The 21540-nt window shown below is 71.1% G+C and carries 12 protein-coding genes; 3 read left to right on the top strand and 9 right to left on the bottom strand.

Features of this window, described 5'->3' with window-relative positions; genetic code table 11:
• Positions 1–4: 4 nt before the first annotated feature.
• The gene (locus WG903_RS04675; RefSeq protein WP_340073060.1) at positions 5–4777 is read right to left on the bottom strand and encodes a beta strand repeat-containing protein; all 4773 of its coding nucleotides are present in this window, start codon (positions 4775–4777) and stop codon (positions 5–7) included.
• 236 nt (positions 4778–5013) lie between these two features.
• Positions 5014–12969 carry a beta strand repeat-containing protein gene (locus tag WG903_RS04670; RefSeq protein ID WP_340073059.1) on the bottom strand — a complete coding sequence of 2652 codons (7956 nt, stop codon included), beginning with the start codon at positions 12967–12969 and terminating at the stop codon, positions 5014–5016.
• Positions 12970–13339: 370 nt separating this feature from the next.
• Here WG903_RS04670 and WG903_RS04665 point away from each other — a divergent pair, with 370 nt between their 5' ends.
• Positions 13340–14302, top strand: coding sequence for a GlcNAc-transferase family protein (locus tag WG903_RS04665; protein ID WP_340073058.1), 963 nt, complete (start codon positions 13340–13342; stop codon positions 14300–14302).
• On the opposite strand, the gene WG903_RS04660 is transcribed toward WG903_RS04665, so the two are convergent.
• The 3 genes from WG903_RS04660 to tsaB are packed head-to-tail and all read right to left on the bottom strand — an operon-like array spanning position 14290 to position 16159.
• Positions 14290–15030 carry a uracil-DNA glycosylase gene (locus tag WG903_RS04660; protein ID WP_445263579.1) on the bottom strand — a complete coding sequence of 247 codons (741 nt, stop codon included), beginning with the start codon at positions 15028–15030 and terminating at the stop codon, positions 14290–14292. The two genes, WG903_RS04665 and WG903_RS04660, sit on opposite strands and share 13 nt — an antisense overlap.
• Positions 15027–15494 (bottom strand): ribosomal protein S18-alanine N-acetyltransferase, encoded by a 468-nt coding sequence (rimI, locus tag WG903_RS04655; RefSeq protein ID WP_340073057.1) that lies wholly within the window; start codon positions 15492–15494, stop codon positions 15027–15029. The genes WG903_RS04660 and rimI overlap by 4 nt, the downstream gene beginning before the upstream one ends.
• A complete protein-coding gene (gene tsaB / locus WG903_RS04650; protein WP_340073056.1) occupies positions 15491–16159 on the bottom strand; it encodes a tRNA (adenosine(37)-N6)-threonylcarbamoyltransferase complex dimerization subunit type 1 TsaB in 669 nt (222 codons plus the stop codon). Before tsaB ends, rimI begins: the two co-directional genes overlap by 4 nt.
• Positions 16160–16195: 36 nt before the next feature.
• On the opposite strand from tsaB, the gene dacB reads away from it, so the two are divergent.
• Both dacB and WG903_RS04640 read left to right on the top strand, forming a co-directional pair.
• Complete coding sequence (dacB, locus tag WG903_RS04645) at positions 16196–17584, top strand: D-alanyl-D-alanine carboxypeptidase/D-alanyl-D-alanine endopeptidase (protein WP_340073055.1); 1389 nt, start codon at positions 16196–16198, stop codon at positions 17582–17584.
• Positions 17584–17847, top strand: a complete 264-nt coding sequence (locus WG903_RS04640; RefSeq protein ID WP_340073054.1) for a SemiSWEET family sugar transporter — start codon at positions 17584–17586, stop codon at positions 17845–17847. Before dacB ends, WG903_RS04640 begins: the two co-directional genes overlap by 1 nt.
• Before the next feature lie 4 nt (positions 17848–17851).
• On the opposite strand, the gene WG903_RS04635 is transcribed toward WG903_RS04640, so the two are convergent.
• From WG903_RS04635 to purE, 4 genes are read right to left on the bottom strand one after another with little or no spacing between them, the layout of a single operon-like run.
• Complete coding sequence (locus WG903_RS04635) at positions 17852–18808, bottom strand: SGNH/GDSL hydrolase family protein (RefSeq protein WP_340073053.1); 957 nt, start codon at positions 18806–18808, stop codon at positions 17852–17854.
• A gap of 52 nt (positions 18809–18860) precedes the next feature.
• Entirely contained in the window at positions 18861–19850 is a 990-nt protein-coding gene (locus WG903_RS04630) for an L-threonylcarbamoyladenylate synthase (protein ID WP_340073052.1), read from the bottom strand.
• Between the two features lie 20 nt (positions 19851–19870).
• Complete coding sequence (locus WG903_RS04625) at positions 19871–21034, bottom strand: 5-(carboxyamino)imidazole ribonucleotide synthase (protein ID WP_340073051.1); 1164 nt, start codon at positions 21032–21034, stop codon at positions 19871–19873.
• Positions 21031–21528: a 5-(carboxyamino)imidazole ribonucleotide mutase gene (purE, locus tag WG903_RS04620; RefSeq protein WP_340073050.1), complete on the bottom strand. Its 498-nt coding sequence runs from the start codon at positions 21526–21528 to the stop codon at positions 21031–21033. Before purE ends, WG903_RS04625 begins: the two co-directional genes overlap by 4 nt.
• Positions 21529–21540 lie beyond the last annotated feature (12 nt).

Below are 21540 nucleotides of genomic sequence, written 5' to 3'. Positions count from 1 at the left end.
CGCGCTACTTCGTGCAGACGTTGGCGACGACGTTGTCGGCCGCGGGCTGCTTGTTCTCTTCCTGCTTCTTCTCCTCCTTCAGCACGAGCGTGGTGAAGGTGGTGAGCGGGTTCGTGTCCATCGTCGCGATGATCTCCGCGGCCTGCGCGTGGTCGCCGTCGATCAGCTCGAGGATCTTTTCGACCTGCGTCGTCGGCGGCGGGGCGGGTGGCGGCGGCGCCGTCGTCGGGGCCGGCGTGGGCGCGGCCGTCGGCGCGGGCGTGGGTGCCGGCGTGGGCGCGGGCGTGGGTGCCGGCGTGGGCGCGGGCGACGGTGCCGGCGTGGCTGACGGCGCCGGGCTCGGCGACGGGCTCGGCGAGGGCACGGGCGTCGGCGACGGGGCCGGCGACGGCGGCGTGACCGGCGAAGTGGCCACTAGCGTGAACCCGGACGGCGACGGCACGACCGCCAGCTGGCCGGCCGAGACGTCGGGCAGCGTACCGATGGTCGTGCTCGCGCTCGTCATGATGGTGAACGTGTCGTCGGTCGAGATGCTCACGTTCTTCGTGAACGACACCAGGATCTGCGGCGCGCCGAGGACCGTCGTGGTGGCCCCTTGCTGCTTGGCCAGCCCTGCGAAGGTCGCGGAGCCGCTGACGTTGAAGTGGTCGTAGTTCTCGACGTTCTCGATGTCCACGGCCAGCACCGAATCCGGCTCGAAGATCACGTCGCCGTTGAGGGTGAGCGTGCCGATGCCCTTGTTCCCCACGCCGGGCGAGATCTTGCCGTAGTTGTCGAGGACGTCCGTGACGATGGTGCCGGTGCCCAGGATGACACCGTTGTTGCCGTTGACGAGCCCGCTGACGGTCGCCGCGCAGGCGCTCAGCAGGAGACAGCCGCCCGAGGCGTACAAGGTCCCGAAGACTTCGAGCGTGCCGTCGTTCTGCATGGCGCCGGTGTCGAGTGACGCGTCGGCGGCGATGGTGACCAGGCCGGCGTTGTTCGTGACGTTGGCCGACATGCTGCCGCTGGCGGCGGAGATGGTGCCCGAGTTCAGCACGCCGCCGTTGGCGAACAGGTCGGCGCTGCCCGTCATGAACACCTTGCCGGTGTTGCTGAAGTAGCCGCCGCCGCCCACCGAGCCCAGGCTGCCGATGTTGAAGGTGCCGCTGTTGACCCAGTTGCCGCTGAAGTTGACGGCGCCGTTGACCACCACGCCGGTACCGGCGGCGGTGCCGACGCCGGTGACGCGCACCGTGCCGTGCGTGCCGGGCGCGTCGTTGGAGTAGCCGCCGCTCGCACCAAGGTCGCCGCTGGACAGCGTCAGCACGCCACCCTTGGCACCAAGGCTCACGTCGCCCCCGGTGCCACCCGCGGCCTGCAGCGATGAGCCGGCGCCGCCGGTGCCGCCCGCCGCGTCGACCGAAACATAGCTTGCGTTCCACGCGCCAGTCGACTGCTCGATCTTGACGTGGCCACCGTCCCCGCCCACGCCACCGGCGCCGGTCAGGCTGCCCCCACCCGACCCACCGCTCGAAACGACGTAGATCGGGGAGTTGACGGTTCCCGCCAACAGTGTGACGGTGCCGCCCGAGCCGCCCGCGCCCAGCGACGTCGTCGAGCCGCCGGCCGTGCTGATTGAGGTGACGGACAGGATCGTTCCCGTGCCGCCCGTGATGCTGACCACGCCGCCGGTGCCGCCGCCGGTCTCGCCGTCGCCGGCCTGCGCCTTCAGGTTCCCGATCGTGGCGTTGCTGCCCGTGACGGTGACGGTCACATTGCCGCCGTTGCCGCCGCTGCCGCCGCTGCCGGCGAAGCCCCGTGCATCGATGGTCGGGACGTTGAGCTGGGTCGCGGTCAGCGTGATCGCGGCGCCGCTGCCGCCGGAGCCCGAGTCGTAGCCGTAGCCGCCCGCGCTCGACAGGCCGCTGCCGACGCCGAGCGAGGCCCCGGACGAGATCGTGATCACGCCGCCGTTTCCGCCCGTGCCGCCGCCGTAGCCGTCCCCGCCTTCGGCGGTCACCTGGCTGAGCAGGATGCCGGCGCCGGTCGACGTGATCGACACCGCGCCGCCCGTGCCGCCCGCTTCCGCGCCGCCGCTGTCGGCGCCGTCGCTGCCGCTCGTGTCGATGTAGGAGACGTTGATGAAGCCGGACGCAGTGCCGATCGTCACGGCGCCGCCGGTGCCGCCCGCGGCGCCGCTGCCGCCCGAGCCGCCGCCGGTCCGGATCTCGTAGACGCTGACGTACCCGGTGGAGGTGGCCTTGAGTTCCACCGCGCCGCCGGTCCCGCCGGCGCCCAGGCTGCTGTCGCCGCCATAGGTGTAGATGCCGTAGCCGCTGATGCCGCCCGCGCCGGCGCTGAGCGAAACCTTGCCGCCATTGACCGCGCTCGCTGCCGACGTGTCGATCGTGTTGAAGCTGATGCTGCCGCCCGCGGTCATCGAGACCGACCCGTCGGTGGCACCGCTGCCGACCGCGCCGCTGGTCGAGACCGGGCCCACCCCGATGTTGCCGCTGGCACTCAGCACGACGGAGCCGCCGCCGACGGAGGTGAAGGAACCCGAGTTGATGTTGCCCGACGAGGTGATCGACACCTTGCCGCCGGCGGAGATGTCGGAGTTGACATCGACGTGCGAGTTCGTGCCGGTCGTGGTGATCGAGACGTTGCCCGTCCCCCATTCGACGCCATCGGCCCAGAACGCTTCGTCGTACCACTCGAGGGCCAGCGGGGCTGTGTTCGTGAACGAGAAGTTGCCGCCCGCCGAGCCCCCGGTAACGCCGAGCGTGGCGACTTTGTTGCTGCCGTTCATCGACACCGCGTTGCCGGCGTAGATGCCGAGCGTCTGCGCGGTGACCGATGCGCCGCTGTCCTGGTTGATCGAGTTGCCCGCGTAGAGTCCGGCCGAGGCAATGGAGGCGGTGGAGGCCGCGGTCAGGTTCGCGTTCAGCCAGATGGTGCCGGTGGTCGCCTCGAGCGCGACCGTGGCGCTCGGGTCGAACGCCTTGATCGGCTGGCTCACCGTGAGGTCCCCGGAAGCCGCGGTGATCGACACCGACGAGTGGAATTGCACGCCGGGGACGGTCGCCGTCACCACCCCGCTCGCCGAGAGCGTGCCGATGGTCAGGTCCGTCGAATTCACGAAGTTCAGCGAGCCCGAGACGGCCGCGAGCGTGCCCACCGTGTTGCCGGAGTTGCTGAGGTCGGCCAGGCCGCCGGAGAACACCATCAACTTGGGAACGGTGATCGGCGCGGCCTGGTTGATCGCGCTGCCAGCTGACAGCACGAGCATGCCGCTGGCGCTTCCTGCGCTCATCGCGGAATTGACTTCGATGTTCCGGTCCGCCGTGAGCGCGAGCATGTGTGCGCTGCTCCAGGTAACGGGCGCATCCACGAAGATGTCGCCGTTGCCCCCGGCCACGCTCGCGGTCGTCTTGACCAACACGTCCGACAAGCCGAGCTGCGTCTGCAGGATGTTGACGTTCAGGTGGTTCGTCGGGCTGCTGCCGCCGAAGACCCAGCCACCGCCGGCGGCCACGCTGCCGGCGTCGTTCGGGCCCGAGTCGATGTACAGATCGTTCGGGTCGAGCAGCAGCGTGCCGGCCTTGCCCGCCGCGGCCCGCAGGTCGGCCGCGCCCGCGAAGTCCAGGTGCTTCCTGCCCGACACTTCGGCGAAGCCGCCGTTGCCGCCTTGCGCGCCGCCCTTGGCGCTGATCTGGCCCCAGTAGCGCGTGGTGTCGTCGGACCACACGATGACGCGGCCGCCGTCGCCGCTTTGCGTGGCGTCGGCGTTGATCCTGGCGTTCTCGCCCACGAACGTGAACTGCGCGTTGGGCACCTGCGCGTTGTCGCCATGCAGGTCGCCGCCGATGCGCACGCTGCCGCCGCCCTTGGCGCCGCTGGCATCGATGCTGGCGTTGCCGTACAGCGCCACGCGCTCGCCCAGCACGTCCACACTGCCGCCCTTGTCGCCCGCCTTCGCAGTCGTGACGCCATCGACCAGGTTGTCGCCTGCGGCTTTCAGCACCACCTTGCCGCCTTCGATGGTGACCGCGTTGGCGCTGACCAGGCCGCTGTGCTTCAGCGTTCCGGCAAAGACTCCCACCGCATCGCCTTGCAGCGTGCCCAGGTTCACCGCCTCGTTGGCCGGCGCCTGCACCTGCATCACGATGCCTTCCAGGCCGCGGCCCGTCAGCTCCACCTTCTGGCCCGCCGCCAGGAGCGTCGCCCCGTTGGGCGCCTGCACCAGCGCCTGCTGGCCCACCTGCACGTTCGGCGCAATGAGCACCACATCGCCGCTTCGCGCCACGATGCTGCCGTCCACCTTCAGCGCCCCGCCTGCCAGCTGCCCGTCCCCGAAGATCAGGCGCCCGGCCAGCGCATCGGCCTCGCTCATCTTCAGCGTCGAGGCCGTAAAGCCTGCGGTATCCACCACCGCTCCGGCTCCCACGGCAATGCCCGCCGGGTTGACCAGCACCAGCCGGCCGTTGGAGCTCAGGGTGCCGAAGATCGCGCTGGGGTCCGTTCCCAGCACGCGGTTGATCGACAGGCTCTGCGCCGTGGGCTGGTCAAAGCGCGTGGTGCTGCCCGTGGGCACCGAGAAGCTTTGCCAGTTGATGACCGAGCGGTTCGTTCCTGCCGCGTTGGTGGTCTTGACCACCAGCGAGTTGCCTTGCTGCTGCAGCAGGGCCTGGCCCTGGATCGCCTGCGCTCCCGCAGGCTGGCCGAAGGCGTTGCTCACCCCCATGAAGGCCGCCGCCACCGCCAGCGCTACGCCAGCCGGACGGAAGCCCGCCACGGCGGGGGAAGGTGCAGCGGCGACGTGCCGCGGTCTGCTTGGCTTGTTCACGCGATGCTCTTTCCGGCAAGGCCTCGCGGCGCTTTGCCCCCCGGCCGTGGGCCGGGACTCTGGTCCCAGGATGCGGGTTACGGTAGCACAGCGTTACTACAGCTGCAACACGCGTAACCAAAGCAAAACAAGGCACTTGCGGCATATGCCGCAAGAACCCTGCAACAGGAGGATGGAATCGGTAACTACTTTGTGCACTGGTTCACGACCAGTGCCGGCCCGTCGGCCTTTTTCTCTTCGTCTTGCTTCTTTTCTTCCTTCAGCACCAGCGTCGTGAAGGTGGTGAGCGGGCTCGTATCCAGCTGCGCGACCACCTGCTGCGCGGTTTCGTGATCGCCTTTCAGCAAATCAATGATCTGGTCGACCAACGGTGTCGCCGGGGCCGGGGGCGGCGGCGGCTCGGGAGCCGCCGTCGGAGCCGGTGTGGGTGCTGCGGTCGGCGGCGGTGTCGGCGCGGCCGTCGGAGCGGGTGTCGGCGCGGCCGTGGGCGCCGGCGTCGGCGCCGCGGTCGGCGCGGGCGAGGCTGTGGGAGCGGGCGTCGGTGCGGCCGTGGGGGCCGGCGTCGGGCTCGGCGACGGCGGACTCGGCGAGGGTGACGGACTCGGCGAGGGTGACGGACTCGGCGAGGGTGACGGACTCGGCGACGGCGACGGACTCGGCGACGGCGAGGGTGACGGACTCGGCGACGGCGACGGCGACGGCGAGGGTGACGGACTCGGCGACGGCGAGGGTGACGGGCTCGGCGACGGCGAGGGGCTCGGCGCCGGCGACGGCGCCGGTGTCGCGGTGATCACGAATGCGGCCGGCGCGGGCGCGATCGCCTGCGAATAGCCCGCCGTCACGTTCGCGCTGCCGCTGATCGTGCCGCCGCTGCTGGTCACCACGGCGAACGCGTCGCCCGGGTTGTACACGTAGCCGACGCTGTTCACGTTGACGTTGCTCGCCGGGTCGATCGTCACATTGCCGTTCGTGGCCAGCACGTCGAAACTCGACGCCGACGCGACGTCGATGTCGAGCACGCTGCCCGCGCCCAGGGTGATGCCGCCCGCCGCGTTGATCGTGAGCGTGCCCACCGCGCCGCCGGGCCCGGGATTGATCGTGCCGAAGTTGGTGAACGAACCCGCGCCCAGGTCGAGCGTGCCGTCGCCATGCACCAAGCCGGTCGACTGGTTGGTGAGGCTCGAGCCCGAGTTGTCCAGCGTCGCGCCGGAAGCGATCCACACCGTGCCGGCGTTCGACGTGAACACGCCGGAGCCGAACTGCAGCGTGCCCGAATTGACGTCGAGCGCGCCGTTGTTCGCGAACGAGGAGAAGCCCGCGATCGCGTGCGTGCCGGTCGCGTTGAGGCTGACGACGGCGTTGTTGGTGAAGGCGCCGCCCCCGCCGCCGGAGAAGCCGCCGCCCTGGATGTCGAGCTGCGCGCCCGTGTTGTTGTCGAAGGAGGCACCGGTGCCCACCGTGACGACGCCCGAACCCGACAGCGTGACGGTTCCGTTGTTCTCCAGGGGCCGTGTCAGCGACACCGCGCCGGTGATGCCGGCGGCCGCGCCGGCGCCCACGATGGTCTTGCCGGTGCCCGACATCGAACCGCCCGACCACGCGAGCGAGGTGTTGACCGTGAGGTCGGCGTTGCCGGTGACGATGCCGCCGGCGTTCAGCGCCACGACGTCGATCGCGGACGCGGCGCCGACGTTCAACGTGCCGTCGATGGTGACGGTCGCGCCTGAGAGGCTGGTTTGTAGCGTCGTGGCCGGGCCGGCTTGCACCTTCACGGAGTTGCCGGCCGACAGCTGCCCCGATGCGCCCGACAGCGTCGCGCCCGACAGCAGCACGTCGTGCGCCGCCGTGAGCATCAGCGTGCCGGTGCCGGCGTCGACCGATGCATTGACCGCGAGGTCCTTGCCCGCGCCGTTGGCCTCCAGGCGCGCGCCGGTGCCGGAGGCGACCGCCGATGCGACGGTGAGTGCGTCGGCCGAGCGCACGTCGACGTTGTTCGTCGCGTTGACGCCGCCGCCCAGCACACCGATGGTCAGCGCGCCGCTGTTGCGGTAGTCGACGAAGGAAGCGCTGGGCACGGCGAGCGAGCCGACGTTGTTGCCCGTGTCCGTGAGCTGCACGCCGCCGCTGGTGGCCGTCAGCTTGACCCCGCGCGGCGTGAGCAGCGTCGCGCCGGCGGCCTGGTTGATGTCGGTGCCTTGCAGCTCGATCGCCGTCGTCGCCGTGCTGGCCGTGGCCTGCACGCCCGCGAAGCCGCCCACCGAGTTCAGGTTGATGCCGTTCGAGCTCGTGTACTTGAAGACCGATCCCGGCAGCGCACCCATCGCGCGGCCGGCGATCACGCCGGTGGGATTGGCCTGGTCGAGGACGACGCTGTCGCCCTGCACGTACACCGCCTTGCCGCCGATGAGGCCCAGCGCGTCCTGCGTGAGCGAGCCGCTCGCGGCCACGAGCGCGATGTAGCCGGAAGGCGCTGCGGCGTTGTAGCCGCCCGCGCCACCCTGCACGAAGATGCCGTTGAGCCCGTCGATGCCGCTGCCCACGTTCAGCGCCGACGCGTTCTTGAACTGGAAGTTGCGGTCGGTGCTGCCGTCGCCGACGACGCCCGTGAGGTTCGTCACCGCGTTGCTGGCGCTCACCAGGCTCACGTCGCCCAGCGCCTTGACCGCCAGGTTGTTCGCGGTGATGGTGCCGGTCCCGGACTGGGTGATCGTGCCGCCGGATTGCAGCGTCAGCGTGTTCACCGCGCTGCCGTCGACCGCGCCCCCCACGTACAGGTTGCCCGACCCGTTCGAGCCGACGCGCAGGATGCCGCCGGTCGAGAAGGGCGAGAGCGAGGCGATGTGCAGGTAGCCCGATTGCGTGGCGGCGCCGAGTTCGATGCCTTGCAGGGGCGCGTACGAATCGACTTCGATCAGGCCGGTCGGCCCCGGCGCGCTGACCGACGACGCCGGCAGCGACAGCGAATCGGCCACCAGCTTCACGCTGCCGCCGGAGACCGTGACGCTGCTGCCCAGCGACAGCAGGCCGCCGCTCTTGAGCGCGACGCTGCCGGTGGTCGTGACGTCGCTGCCGATGTTGAGGTTGCCGCTGGCGCCCACGAAGAACGGGCCGGCGGTCGCGACCGAGGCGTTCACGATGTCGGCCACGCCGGTGTGCGAGATGTAGACCGAACCCGGGCTCGCGCCCGCGGTGTTCGCGTCGATCGCGTACCAGGTGCTGCTGACCGAGGCCGTCTGCAGCGGCGCCGCCAGCGTGCCGATGCCGTTGCTGCCCGCCGCGAGCACGATGGTGTCGGAGACCACGGAGCCGCCTGCGCCCTGGCGGATGCCGCCGCCCGGCGACTCGGCGCGCAGGTAGACGCCGCCGCCGCTGCCGGGCGTGATCGAGCCGGCCACCGTGAGGTCGCCGCCGTACTCGTTGATGTCGATCGAGCCGCTGCCGGGCCCGACGCTCACCGCGCCCAGCTGCAGGCCCGCGCCGCGGCTGTTGCCGAAGTAGATCGAGCCGCCGCCGGTGTTGGCCGCGGTGAATTGCTGCACCTGGTTCAGCGGGCTGGTCAGGACGATCGTTCCGTCCGCAGTGACGGCGAGCACGGCCCCCGAAATCTTCGTGCCCGCATCCTGCGTGACGTCGCCGGTCGCGGAGCTGAGCGACACCGTCCCCGTGAGGCCGTCGACGCCATAGGTCGTGTCGGACACGTGCACGTTGCCGCCCACCGACGTGAGGGTCACGCCGCTGCCCTTCACGCCATAGGAGCCCAGCACGCTGCCCGCGTCGACGGAGTTGGCGTTGGTGAACGCGAAGCTGCCCGAACCCGCGTAGCCCGCGATCTTGGCGACCGAGTTGCTGGCGGCATCGAGCGACACGGAACCTGTGTCGGCAATCGCCAGCACGCCAGGCGCGGCGATCTGCGCGCCGGCGCTTTGCGTGATGTTGCCGCCGTACGCGCGCAGGCTGAGGTCGCCGCCGGTCACCACGTAGCCGGGCAGCGCGATGCTGGTGGCTGCCGTGATGTACGAGGCGCGCGTCAGGCCGTCCGCCGACACGGCGCTGGTGATGTCCTGCCCGCCGTAGCCGCCATCGGTCTCGAGGTACACCGACGACAGGGCCACCTTGCCCGCGCCGGCTTCGATGGCGATCGTGCCGCCGTTGCCGCCCGTGCCGCCGGGCTGCGCCGCGGGCGCCGAGGAATCGCCGCCGTCGCCGCCGTTGGCGCTGAAGGTCACGCCGCCGACCGACAGGTCGCCCGCGCCCTGGTAGATCGAGATGCCGCCGGCCATGCCGCCACCGCCGCCGGGGCCGGCGCTGTGGTCCGCGCCCCAGCCGCCGGAGGTGTCGATGTCGCCGATCCCGGAGATGCCGGCCGCGTTCAGCGTGACGGTGCCGCCCATGCCGCCGGAGCCGCCGTCGTTGCCACTGGCGTCGCCGCCGCGGGCGTAGATGCGGCCGACGCTCAGCGCGCCGGTCGTGCTGATCCAGACGTTGCCGCCGCTGCCGGCGTTGCCGCCGTCCCAGGCCTGGCCGCCGCCGGCCGAGAGCGAGCCGACGCTGGCGCCGCCCGAGCCGGCGATGATGGACACCCAGCCCGCCGTGCCACCGTTCCACAGGCCGTTGCCGTCGCCGCCCGTGGTGTCGATCGAGCCGGACACGGAAACGCCGCCTGCGGTACCGGACTGGATCAGGACGTTGCCGCCCCACCCGCCCGGGCCGTTGATGTTGCTGGAGCCGCCCCATGTCGAGATGCTGTCGACACTGATCGAGCCCGTGCTGCCCAGCGTCACGCCGCCGCCGTAGCCGCCGAAGCCGCTGTCGGACGCGCCGCCGTAGGTGTCGATCCAGCCGATCGACGTGCCGCCTGCGCCGCTGGAAATGGAGACGGTGCCGCCGTTGCCGGCGTTGGCCGAGCCGAAAGCGTCGCCGCCGTAGGCTTCGATGCCGTCCGAGATGGTGACGGCGCCGCTGGTGGTGACGAACACGCTGCCGGCGAACCCGCCCGAGCCACCGGCCGCAAACGCGCTGCCGCCCCAGGTCGCAAAGCTGTCCACGGCGATCGGGCCGCTGCCCGAGAGCTGCACCGTCCCGCCAGTGCCGCCGGCGCCGGAATCCGTGCCGCCGCCGAAGGTCTCGATGCCGGGGCTCGTGATGCCGCCGGTGCCGCTCGTGATCGAGATGGAGACCGTCGCGCCGTTGCCGCCGTTGCCCGTGCCATACCCCTCGCCGCCGTAGGCGCTCACCCACGGCAGGTCGACCGGGCCGGTCGACGTGATGGTGATGTTCCCGGCATGGCCGCCCGGCCCGGACGACGCGCCGTCATCGCCGTCGCCGCCCGAGGAATCGAGCTGGTTGTGGATCGTGACGCCGCCGTTGCCGGCCGAGATCGAGATCGTGCCGCCGGACACGCCGTAGGCGCTTGCCGATCCGCCCGAACTGTCGACCAGTCCCGCCTCGACCTTGTTCGAGGCGGTCAGCGTGATCGTGCCCGCGGTACCGAAGCCGCTGCTGCGGATCTCGCTGTTGCTGCCGACGATGCTGGCGCCGGCCCCGGTGGCCTCGATCAGGATGTTGCCGCCGTGCGAGAACACCTGCGAGTAGAAGTCACCGAGGTCGAGGTCGCCGGACCCGGCGTGCAAGGTGATGGGGCCGGTCGCATCGAGCGTCACCTGCGCGCTCGCGCCGATCGTCACGGGCCCTGCCGAATTGACGGCAATGCCCCCGGCACTGGCGGTGATGTTGTCGACGACGGTGATGCCGCCGGTGCTGCTCGCGATGGAGACGCCGGCGGACGACCAGATGCCGTTCGACCCGCCTGCGCTGCCGACCGTGAAGGCGGAACCGTTGGTGAACAGGAACCCCCCGGCCGCGCCCGCGCTGCCGGCAACGACCTGCACGGCGTTGGTGCCGCTCGACAGCGTCACGGAGCCCATGTCGGCGACCGCCTCGAGGTTCAGCGCCGCGATGCCGCCGGCTTGCTGGCGGATGTTGCCCATGTCGGCGCGCAGGGACACGGTCGAAGCGGGGCCCGCGTTGATGTTCGCGTTGAGCACCAGGTCGCCGGCGTTCTCGCGCACGGTGAGGGCGCCCGAAGCGTTCGCCAGGCTGATGCTGCCGAGCGTGAGGTTCGCGCTGCGGTTGTTGGTGAAAGCGACGTCCCCGGCCGTGTTGTCGGTCTGGGAGATGCCGAGCGCGGCCACGGAATTCTGGGCCGTGAGGTCGATGTCCTTCGCGGTCACCGACAGCGCATTCACGCCGGTGATCGGCGTGACCTGCGACAGCGTGCCGTTCGGCGCGCTGAGGGTGAAGTTGCCGCCGCTCGACTTCACGCCGTTGGGCGATGCCGCGGCGCTGTCGTCGATGACGAGGTTGCCTCCCGTCACGGACAAGGTGCCGCCGCCATTGGCCACCACGCCGGAGAGATCGCCGTGGCCGGTGTTCGACGCGACGTAGCCGATGGTCAGCGAACTGCCCGTGACCAGGCGCGTCTGTCCCACGCCCGTATTCGCCATCGCCGCCTGGCCGATGCTGTTCCCGGCGCCATCCAGCGCGAGGTTGCCGCCCGAGGTGTAGGCCCAGAGCTTGCCGACGGTGACGCCCGCGCCGGTGCCGGCTTGTGCGATGCCGGTCGTCGCCTTCAGGCCCAGGGTTCCCGACGCTGCGGTGATCGGGCCGTTCAACTGGATGCTTCCGGCCGCATCGAGCATCAAGGTGTTCGTGTTGCCCCAGCTGATGCTGCTGAGGTTGCTCAGCGTGATGTTGCCGCTGCCGCCGCTGCCCGTGTTGGTGTCCAGGATGACGTGGCCGAACGCGAGTTGGCCCTCGATGGTGCCCGGCGTGATCGTCGCGGTGCTGACGCCGCTGCCGAAGCTGTACGGGTTGGTCCCGGAAAGCGTCAGCGTGTCCGGCCCGGCCGTGATCAGGATGTCACTGGGGTCGAGGAGCAGCGTGCCGCCCGCGCCCTTGGGGGCCCGCAAATCCGCCCGCCCGCGGTACTCGAGGTAGTCCTTGCCGGAGACTTCGACGGAGCCGCCGTTGCCGGCGCTTTCGCCCCCGCGTGCGCTGATGCTGCCGCCGAAGCGCGTGGCGTCGTTCGACCAGACCACCACGGTCCCGCCATCGCCGTCCAGCGTGGCGTCGGCCTTGACTTGCACGTCGCTGCCCACGAAGGTGCTGCGTGCATTCGGGACCTGCGCATTCGCGCCATGCAGGTCGCCGCCGATGCGCACGCTGCCGCCGCCCTTGGCGCCGCTGGCATCGATGCTGGCGTTGCCGTACAGCGCCACGCGCTCGCCCAGCACGTCCACACTGCCGCCCTTGTCGCCCGCCTTCGCAGTCGTGACGCCGTCGACCAGGTTGTCGCCTGCGGCCTTCAGCACGACCTTGCCGCCTTCGATGGTGACCGCGTTGGCGCTGACCAGGCCGCTGTGCTTCAGTGTTCCGGCAAAGACTCCCACCGCATCGCCTTGCAGCGTGCCCAGGTTCACCGCCTCGTTGGCCGGCGCCTGCACCTGCATCACGATGCCTTCCAGGCCGCGCCCCGTCAGCTCCACCTTCTGGCCCGCCGCCAGGAGCGTCGCCCCGTTGGGCGCCTGCACCAGCGCCTGCTGGCCCACCTGCACGTTCGGCGCAATGAGCACCACATCGCCGCTTCGCGCCACGATGCTGCCGTCCACCTTCAGCGCCCCGCCTGCCAGCTGCCCGTCCCCGAAGATCAGGCGCCCGGCCAAGGCATCCGCCTCGCTCATCTTCAGCGTCGAGGCGGTGAAGCCTGCGGTATCCACCACCGCTCCGGCTCCCACGGCAATGCCCGCCGGGTTGACCAGCACCAGCCGGCCGTTGGAGCTCAAGGTGCCGAAGATCGCGCTGGGGTCCGTTCCCAGCACGCGGTTGATCGACAGGCTCTGCGCCGTGGGCTGGTCAAAGCGCGTGGTGCTGCCCGTGGGCACCGAGAAGCTTTGCCAGTTGATGACCGAGCGGTTCGTTCCCGCCGCGTTGGTGGTCTTGACCACCAGCGAGTTGCCTTGCTGCTGCAACAGGGCCTGGCCCTGGATCGCCTGCGCCCCCGCAGGCTGGCCGAAGGCGTTGCTCACCCCCATGAAGGCCGCCGCCACCGCCAGCGCTACGCCAGCCGGGCGGAAGCCCGCCACGGCGGGGGAGGAAGCTACCGCAGGCGGAGGCCTGCGGACGGGTCGGGTCAGATGTTTCACAGCTTTTCTTCGTGGGCGGCTCCAAAGCCAGCCCCACCCAATGACTACAGGTTTCCCCGGAAAGTGGACGGTAGCATCGGGTTACATCCGGGGCAAGCCGAACCCGGCAATAGTTCACACACCGGGCGGTTTGGGGCCGCCGGTGTGGCTCAGCGGGTGCACTGTCGGTTACCAGTGGGGCGTCGGCCTTCTTTTCCTCGGCCTGCTTCTTTTCTTCCTTCAGCACCAACAAGACGTTTCGACCCCTAGGGCGGCACGAATTCACGCTCGCGTCGGCCTTCGCGCGTGCGGCGCTACCATCGCCGGGCGCATGGCCATCTTCCTCAGCATTGCCTCCTATTGCGACCCGGTGCTCGGCTTCACCTTGTCGCAGGCCATCGCCACGGCGCGCTGGCCGGAGCAGTTGCACTTCGGCATCGTCGACCAGTCGCCCGCCGCGCATGCACTGCAGCCACGTGCCTATGCGCCCGCGCGCGTGAGCTACGTGCGCTTCGACCCCGTCTATGCGCGCGGCCCGTGCTGGGCCCGCGCCATCGCGATGTCGCTGTACGACGGCGAGGACTGGTTCCTGCAGGTCGACTCGCACATGGACTTCGACCTGCACTGGGACCAGCTGCTCTTGGAGCAGGGCGAGGAGCTCATGGCCGGGCGGCCCGGCATGGTCATCACCGCCTACCCGAACCCCTTCGTCTTCGAAGGCGACCGCCCCGTGCACAAGCCCGCCACCGACAAGGTGCTGGCGCACGTCGTGAAGACGGACCACGGCTTCGAAGCCGACCACCTGGTGCTGTCGTTCGAAGCGCACCCGGTCGACCGCGACGAGCCCCTGGTGGGTTTCCACCTGGCGGCAGGGTGCCTCTTCGGGCCCGGCAAGATCGTGCAGGCCTTTCCGTACGACCCGTGGTTCTACTTCCACGGCGAGGAGCAGGCCTATGCCGCGCGCCTGTACACGCACGGCTGGGACATCTTCCACATGCCGGGCCTGCCGCTCTACCACCTGTACAACAACGCGGAGTCCGGCGCGCCGGCGCGCCCGCTGCACTGGGACGCGGAGCAGGACCGCGTGCGCGAGCGCAACTGGTGGGAGCTGGAGAACCGCTCGCGCGCGCGCCTGGCCGCGCTGCTGGGCGGGGACGACCTGGGCGCGTACTCGCTCGGGCGCGTGCGCAGCATGGCCGACTACGCCGCCTTCAGCGGCATCGACTTCGCGGCGCGCACGCTCGCTTCACGCGCCTACAAGCCGCTGGAGCGGCTGGATCCTCAGCCGTCCTGAGCGATCGCGCGCGCCAGGCACAGGTCCGACCAGGCCTTGGCCTTGTCGGGCAGGTTGCGCAGCAGGTAGGCCGGGTGGTAGGTGACCACCACCGGCACGCCGGCGTAGCTGTGACGCTGGCCGCGCAGCTTGCCGATCGCATCGGTCGTGCCGAGCAGCGACTGCACCGCGAAGCGCCCCATGGCGACGATGATCTTCGGCTGCAGCAGCTGCACCTGCCGGCGCAGGAAGGGCTCGCACTGCGCGACCTCGTCGGGCTCGGGGTTGCGGTTGCCGGGCGGGCGGCACTTGAGCACGTTGGCGATGTACACCTTCTCGCGCCGGTTCAGGCTCAATGCCCGCAGCATGTTGTCCAGCAGCTTGCCGGCCTGGCCGACGAAAGGCTCGCCCTGGATGTCCTCGTGCTCCCCGGGCGCTTCGCCGACGATCAGCCAGTCCGCTTGCCGGTCGCCGACGCCGAAGACGGTGTTGCGCCGCGTGCCGCACAGCTTGCACGCGCGGCAGGCCGCGACGGTTTCCTCGAGGACGTCCCAGGCCATCAGCTCGACGCCGGTGGCGCGCGCCGACAGTTCGACCGGAACGCGCGCCGCCTCGTGCGCGAACACGGGCACGGGCGGCGCTTCGGCAGCCCCGGGTGCTTCTTCTTCGAGCGCGGTTTCGCGCACCTGCCAGCGGATGCCGAACTGCTCCAGCATCGCGACGCGCCGCTCGTCCAGCAGCAGCGTCATAGGCGCAGGCTCATCACGATCGCATCCTCGCGCTGGCCGGGGCCGGCGGGGTAGTAGCCCTTGCGCTCGCCGACGCGGCGCATCCCATACAGCTCGTACAGGTGCTGCGCGCGCTGGTTGCTGGTGCGCACCTCCAGCCACAGCCACTGCGCGCCCTGCCCCCGCGCCCACAGCGCGACCGCATCCAGCATCAGGCGGCCCCAGCCTTGCGACTGGTACGCCGGGGCCACGGTGAGGTTGAGCAGGTGCACCTCGTCCACGCCCTTCATCGCCACGAAATAACCCAGGAGCGCGTCGCCCGCAACGAGCGCCTGCGCCTCGTAGCCCGAACGCAGCGAATCGGCGAAGTTGCCGCGCGTCCACGGATGGTCATACGCGCTCGCCTCGATCGCCACGACGGCGTCCAGGCGCTCTTCGGTGAGCGGCTCGAACTGCGCTTCGACGGATTTCAGGACGGCGCTCATGGCGGAGGCGGGCGGTTGGCGCGCGCCTGGGCGCGCTCCTCGGTGGTTTGGGCCACTTTATCGCGAATGTAGACCGGCGCGGCATGCGCCGCGTCCTGCGCCGCACCTTTGGCCAGCAGGCGTGGCGCAATGCGCAGCATCGCCGCGGCCGTCGGCTGGGCCTCGATGCGCGCGGCATCGAACACGTTGCCGGCGACGCGCCAGCCCGCCGGGACCTCGACCGTTTCGGGCCGCGCCAGCACGATGTCGCCCTCGCGCCGCCATTCGCCGCCGCCGAACGCATAGCGCGCGGCATAGACCTCGCTCATCCGCGCATCGAGCATCGCGACCACTTGCGTGGCGCCGGCGCGCTCGCGCGCGTCCTCGGCCACGGCCAGCAGCGTCTCGATGCCCAGCACCGGCACGCCGCTGCCGAAACCCAGGCCCTGCGCGACCGCGCACGCCGTGCGCAGGCCCGTGAACGAGCCCGGCCCGCGGCCGAACACGATGGCGTCGAGGTCGCCCAGCGCCAGGCCCGCTTGCGCGAGCAGCGCCTGCAGCGCCGGGATGAGCGCCGCCGAGGCCTGCGCGCCGCCCACCGTGCGCTCCTCGGCCACGACCGCGCCGCCGCGCATGACGGCGGCGGCGAGGGTTTCGGTGCTCGTGTCGAAGGCCAGCAGGTTCATCGCAAGGCGTCGATTATCGAGCGACATAATCCCGCCATGCCGCGCCGCCCGCTCATCCTCCTCGCATGGGCCTGGGCCTGCGCCGTGCAGGCGCAATCGCTGCCACCCACCGTCGAGGCTGCGTTGGCGCGCGCGAAGGTGCCGCGCGAGTCGCTGGTGGCCTACGTCGCCGAGGCCGACGGCAAGGCCACGCCGCGCCTGGCGCACCGCACCGACGCCACGGTCAACCCCGCCTCCATTGCCAAGCTCGCCACCACGTTTGCGGGCCTGGACGTGCTGGGCCCGGCGTACACCTGGGCCACGCCGGTGTACATCGACGGCACGATCGAGAACGGCACGCTGCAAGGCAGCGTCTACATCCAGGGCCGCGGCGACCCCAAGCTCGTGACCGAGCGCCTGTGGCTCTTGCTGCGCCGGGTGCAGGGCCTGGGCATCCGCCACATCGCCGGCGACATCGTGCTGGACCGCAGCGCGTTCGACGTGCCGCCGCAGGACCCGGGCGCCTTCGACGGCGAACCCCTGCGGCCCTACAACGCCGGTCCCGACGCGCTGCTGGTGAATTTCAAGTCGGTGCTGATCACCTTCACGCCGGCCGGCACGCGCGCGCTGGTGCACGTCGAGCCGCCGCTGCGCGGCGTGCAGTTTCCCGCCGAAGTGCCGCTGCGCGCCGGCTGCGGCGACTGGCGGCCGCAGCTGCAGGCCGACTTCAAGGACCCGGCGCGCGTGCGTTTCGCGGGCGCCTATGGTGCCTCGTGTGGCGAGCGCAACTGGCCGGTGGCCTATGCGCAGCCCGCGAGCTATTCGGCGCGCGCGATCGCCGGCATGTGGCAGCACCTGGGCGGCACGCTCGCCGGCCAGGTGCGCGAAGGCCGCGTGCCCGCGGGCCAGCAACCGGCCTTCGAGCTGTCGTCGCCGCCGCTCGCCGACGTGATCCGCGACATCAACAAGTTCAGCAACAACGTGATGGCGCAGCAGCTGTTCCTCACGCTGGCGCTGCAGCGCGGCATGCCGGCCACCTTCGACAGCGCACGCGAAGCGATGCGTGCATGGTGGGCCGCGCGCATCGGCGGCGACGCGCCGGGCTTCCAGAACGGCTCGGGCCTCGCGCGCGACGAGCGCACCACCGCCGCGCAGCTCGCGCGCCTGCTGCATGCCGCGTGGGCCTCGCCGCTGATGCCGGAGTTCATCGCCTCGCTGCCGCTGGCCGGCGTCGACGGCACGCTCGCCACGTCGGCCAAGGGCCGCAGCGGGCGCGGCCTCGCGCACCTGAAGTCCGGCAGCCTGTGGAACGTGCAGGGCGTGGCCGGCTATGTGGACGGCACCAACGGCAGGCGCTACGTGCTGGTGGCGATCGTCAACGACGCGCACGCCAACCAGGCGCAGGCCGCGCTCGATGCGCTGCTGGCGTGGACGGCGCAGGAGTGATGACCGCGCCGGAACTCGTGGGCTATCTCGCCGCGGTGCTCACCACCGTGAGCTTCGTGCCGCAGGTGTGGCACACCTGGCGCACGCGCGACGTCGCGGGCATCTCGATGGGCATGTACGCCGTGTTCGCCGTCGGCGTGTTCCTGTGGCTGGTGTACGGCCTGCTGCTGGGCGCATGGCCCATCGTCGTGGCCAACGGCATCACCCTCGCGCTGGCCCTCGCGATCCTGGCGATGAAGCTGAAGTGGGGCCGCAGCCCCTAGGCGATCAGAACCGGTCGTGCACGCGGGTGAACATGAAGCTCGCGAAGCGCGAATGGCCGGTGGGCGTCGGGTACACCGGGTCGGCCCACAGGTAGGTCGCGTAGTCCACGCCGCTGGCGATCGTGGCCGTCGTGCACAGCAGCGAATTGACCTGGCCCGTGCCGATGCCGATGCCCGGCCCGGGATCGACCGAGGTGCACGCGGGGTTGCCGACGTTGACCAGGGCGTAGCTCGCGGGGTTGCCGGTCATCAGGTTGAACAGCAGCGCCGTGTCGATGTACAGCATCGTCTGCCCCTCGTTCACGAGCGACACCAGCACCGCGTTGTTGAAGGCGGTGGTCGCATCGGTCAGCAGTTGCTGCTGGCCGGTGGAGATGCCCCAGGGGGTGCGTGCGAGGTCGTAGGCACCCAGGATCGCGATGTGCGTGGCACCGGCGGCCTTCAGGCGCCGCGCCTGGTCGGCGTAGTCCAGGCCGGCCTGCCGCACGTTGGCCAGCATCTGGTCGCGTGTCTGCGTGCCGGCGATCACCGCCCGCGCCTGCACGATGATGTCGCTGAGGCCACCCTGCAGGATGACGAGGTCGGTCGCACCGGGCGTGCTGGACGCGAGGAAGGCGTCGACCTGTTCCTTGATCGTCAGCGTTGCCGTGCTGCCGGCGGCGTCGGGCTCCAGGGTCACGCGCGCGTTGCCGGTGGCGTAGTTGGTGCCGCCCGCCGACGAGGCCTTGAGCGTGGTGACGCCGTAGTCGGCGGCGATCAGCTCCGGCCAGGTCTTGGAGGTGTCGTTCACCGTGTAGCGCTTGCCGGCGGCCTGTCCCTGGTCGGCGAAGCCGTCGCCGAAGACGACCAGTCGCGTGGGCACGAGCTGCGACTCGATCGAACCCGAGCCGCAGGCGCCGAGCGCGAGCAGGGCGGCCGGCGCCAGCGCGAACAGCACGCGGCGCATCCACTGAAATGCCATGGGGAATGTTCCTTGTGTGAGGGGGGTAGTTTAACGGGGGGGCCGTCCCGGCTCATCCCGCCGCGGCGCGCTGCAGCCGGTCGCGCACGCCGGCCCATTCGGGCGTGTCCGGCGGCGTCTCCACCCAGATCAGGCCGACGCCCTGCGCGTCGAACTCGCGCAGGACGGCGAAGAGCTGCCGCGCCGTCTCGGCGGCGTCGTCGGGCATGCGTCGGCGCAGCACCTGCGCCGAGGACGTCGTGAGGATCACCCGGGAGTAGATCGCGATCCCGCGCGCTTCGTTCCCCAGCAGGTTCAGCGCCGTCTGCAACTGCTTCGCGTCCATCAGGCGCACCTTGGCGTTGGGCGCGTAGTGCGACTCGAGCGTGCCCGGGGCACGTGGCGCGGCTTGCGCGAGCTCCTCCGGTGAGCGCATCCGTTCGCCGCACGCCGCCTCCAGCTGCGCCGGCGTGATCATCCCCGGGCGCAGCAGCACGGGCACCTCGCGCGTGCAGTCGACGATGGTCGATTCGATGCCGACGCGGCAGGGCCCACCGTCGAGCACCAGCAGCGCATCGCCGAATTCGGCTTGCACGTGCTGCGCGGTGGTCGGGCTGACGCGGCCGAAGCGGTTGGCGCTGGGGCCGGCCACGCCGGGCACGCCCGCCTGCGCGCAGGCTTCCAGCAGCGCATGCGCCACCGGGTGCGCGGGACAGCGCAGGCCGATCGAGGCCTGCCCGCCGGCGGCAGCTGCCGCCACGCCGCCCTGCCGCGGCAGGATCAGCGTCAGCGGGCCGGGCCAGAAGGCATCGACCAACCGGCTCGCGAAGGGCGGCAGCGATTCGGCAAAGGCCGGGATGCCTTCACGCCCGCGCACGTGCACGATCAGCGGGTGGTCGCTGGGCCGGCCCTTGGCCGCGAAGATCTTCGCGACCGCTTCTTCGCGCGAGGCATCGGCGCCGAGGCCGTAGACGGTTTCGGTGGGGAAGGCGACGAGCTCGCCGCGGGCCAGCGCCTGCGCCGCCTGCGCGACCGCCGCCGCCGTACCACCGTCGAGGATCACCGCGCCCCGCCTTTCGGCCCCTAGAAGGGCTCGATCCCGAGGATGGCCGCGGCGTCGAGCGCGACGCGGCGCGCCTGCGCGGGGTCGGCGGCACTGATGGTGAGGTGGCCCATCTTGCGCCCGCGCCGCGCGTCGGCCTTGCCGTACAGGTGCAGGTGCGTGCCGGGCAGCGCCAGCACGTTGGCCCAGCGCGGGGTCGCCGCGGTTTCGCCGCCGATGAACCACAGGTCGCCCAGCAGGTTGAGCATGACCGCGGCGCTGTGCTGGCGCGGCGCCACCAGCGGCAGGTTGGCCAGCGTGCGCACCTGCAATTCGAACTGCGAGACGTTGCAGGCGTCCATGCTCCAGTGGCCGCTGTTGTGCGGCCGCGGCGCCATCTCGTTGACCACCAGCGCGCCGTCCTTCAGCACGAAGAACTCCACGCACAGCACGCCGACGTAGCCGAGCCCCTGGGCCACGGCGCGCGCGGCGTCGATGGCCTGCTGCGCGGCCTCGTGCGGCACGGCGCCGTCGTGCACCTCGGTCACCGCGAGGATGCCGCCGCGGTGCAGGTTGCGTTGCACGGGCAGGTGCACCATCGCGCCGGTGCGAGAGCGCGCCACGATCACCGAGCACTCGAAGGCGAGGTCCAGCAGCTTCTCGAGCACGCAGGGCACGCGCTTGAGGCCGCCCCAAGCCTGCTCGAGCTCCTCGCGCGTAGCGACGCGCACCTGGCCCTTGCCGTCGTAGCCCAGGCGCGCGGTCTTGAGCACGCCGGGCAGCAGCGCCTCGTCGACGGCGCGCAAGTGTTCGTCCGACTCGATCACCGCATGCGGCGCGCACGGCACGCCGCAGCGCGTGAAATGCGCCTTCTCCAGCGCGCGGTCCTGCGCGATCGACACGGCATCCGCCCCGGGCGCGACCGGCACGTCGCGCGCGAGGCGCTCCAGAGCCTCGGCCGGCACGTTCTCGAATTCGGTGGTGACCGCGGCGCTCACGCGCGCGAGCTCCGCGAGGCCCGCCTCGTCCAGGTAGGCCGCGCGCATGTGGTGATGGCTCACGAGGCCGGCCGGGCTGCCTTCGTCGGGGTCGAGCACCGCAGTCGCATAACCCATGCGCTGGGCCGCGTGCACGAACATGCGGCCGAGCTGGCCGCCGCCCAACACGCCCAGGGTGGCGCCGGGAAGGATGGCCGAGGCGCTCATCCTGCCTTGGGCAGGCTCATCTGCCGCGCCTCGTCCGTCTGGCGCGCGCGGAAGGCTTCGAGCTTGCTGCGCAGGGCCGCGTCTTCGTTGGCGAGCAGCGCCACGGCGAACAGCGCGGCGTTGGCGGCGCCGGCGGCGCCGATGGCAAAGGTGGCGACGGGGATGCCCTTGGGCATCTGCACGATGCTGTGCAGCGAATCGACGCCCTGCAGGTGGCGGCTGGGCACCGGAACGCCCAGCACCGGCACCACCGTCTTGGCCGCCAGCATGCCCGGCAGGTGCGCCGCGCCGCCCGCGCCGGCGATGATGGCCTTGAGCCCGCGGGCCTGCGCGCCCTGCGCGTATGCGAACATGTCGTCCGGCATGCGATGGGCCGAAACCACCTGGGCCTCATGCGCCACGCCGAATTCCTGGAGAATCGCCACTGCGTGCTGCATCGTGTCCCAGTCGCTGCTGGAACCCATCACCACGCCCACCTGTACCGAACTCGCCATGGGTTCTCCCAA

The sequence above is a fragment of the Ramlibacter sp. PS4R-6 genome (assembly GCF_037572775.1).
In the GTDB taxonomy this organism is placed as follows: Bacteria; Pseudomonadota; Gammaproteobacteria; order Burkholderiales; family Burkholderiaceae_C; genus Ramlibacter.
The sequence above is the reverse complement of the archived record's forward strand: the minus strand, read 5'-3'. Positions and strand labels throughout refer to the sequence as shown.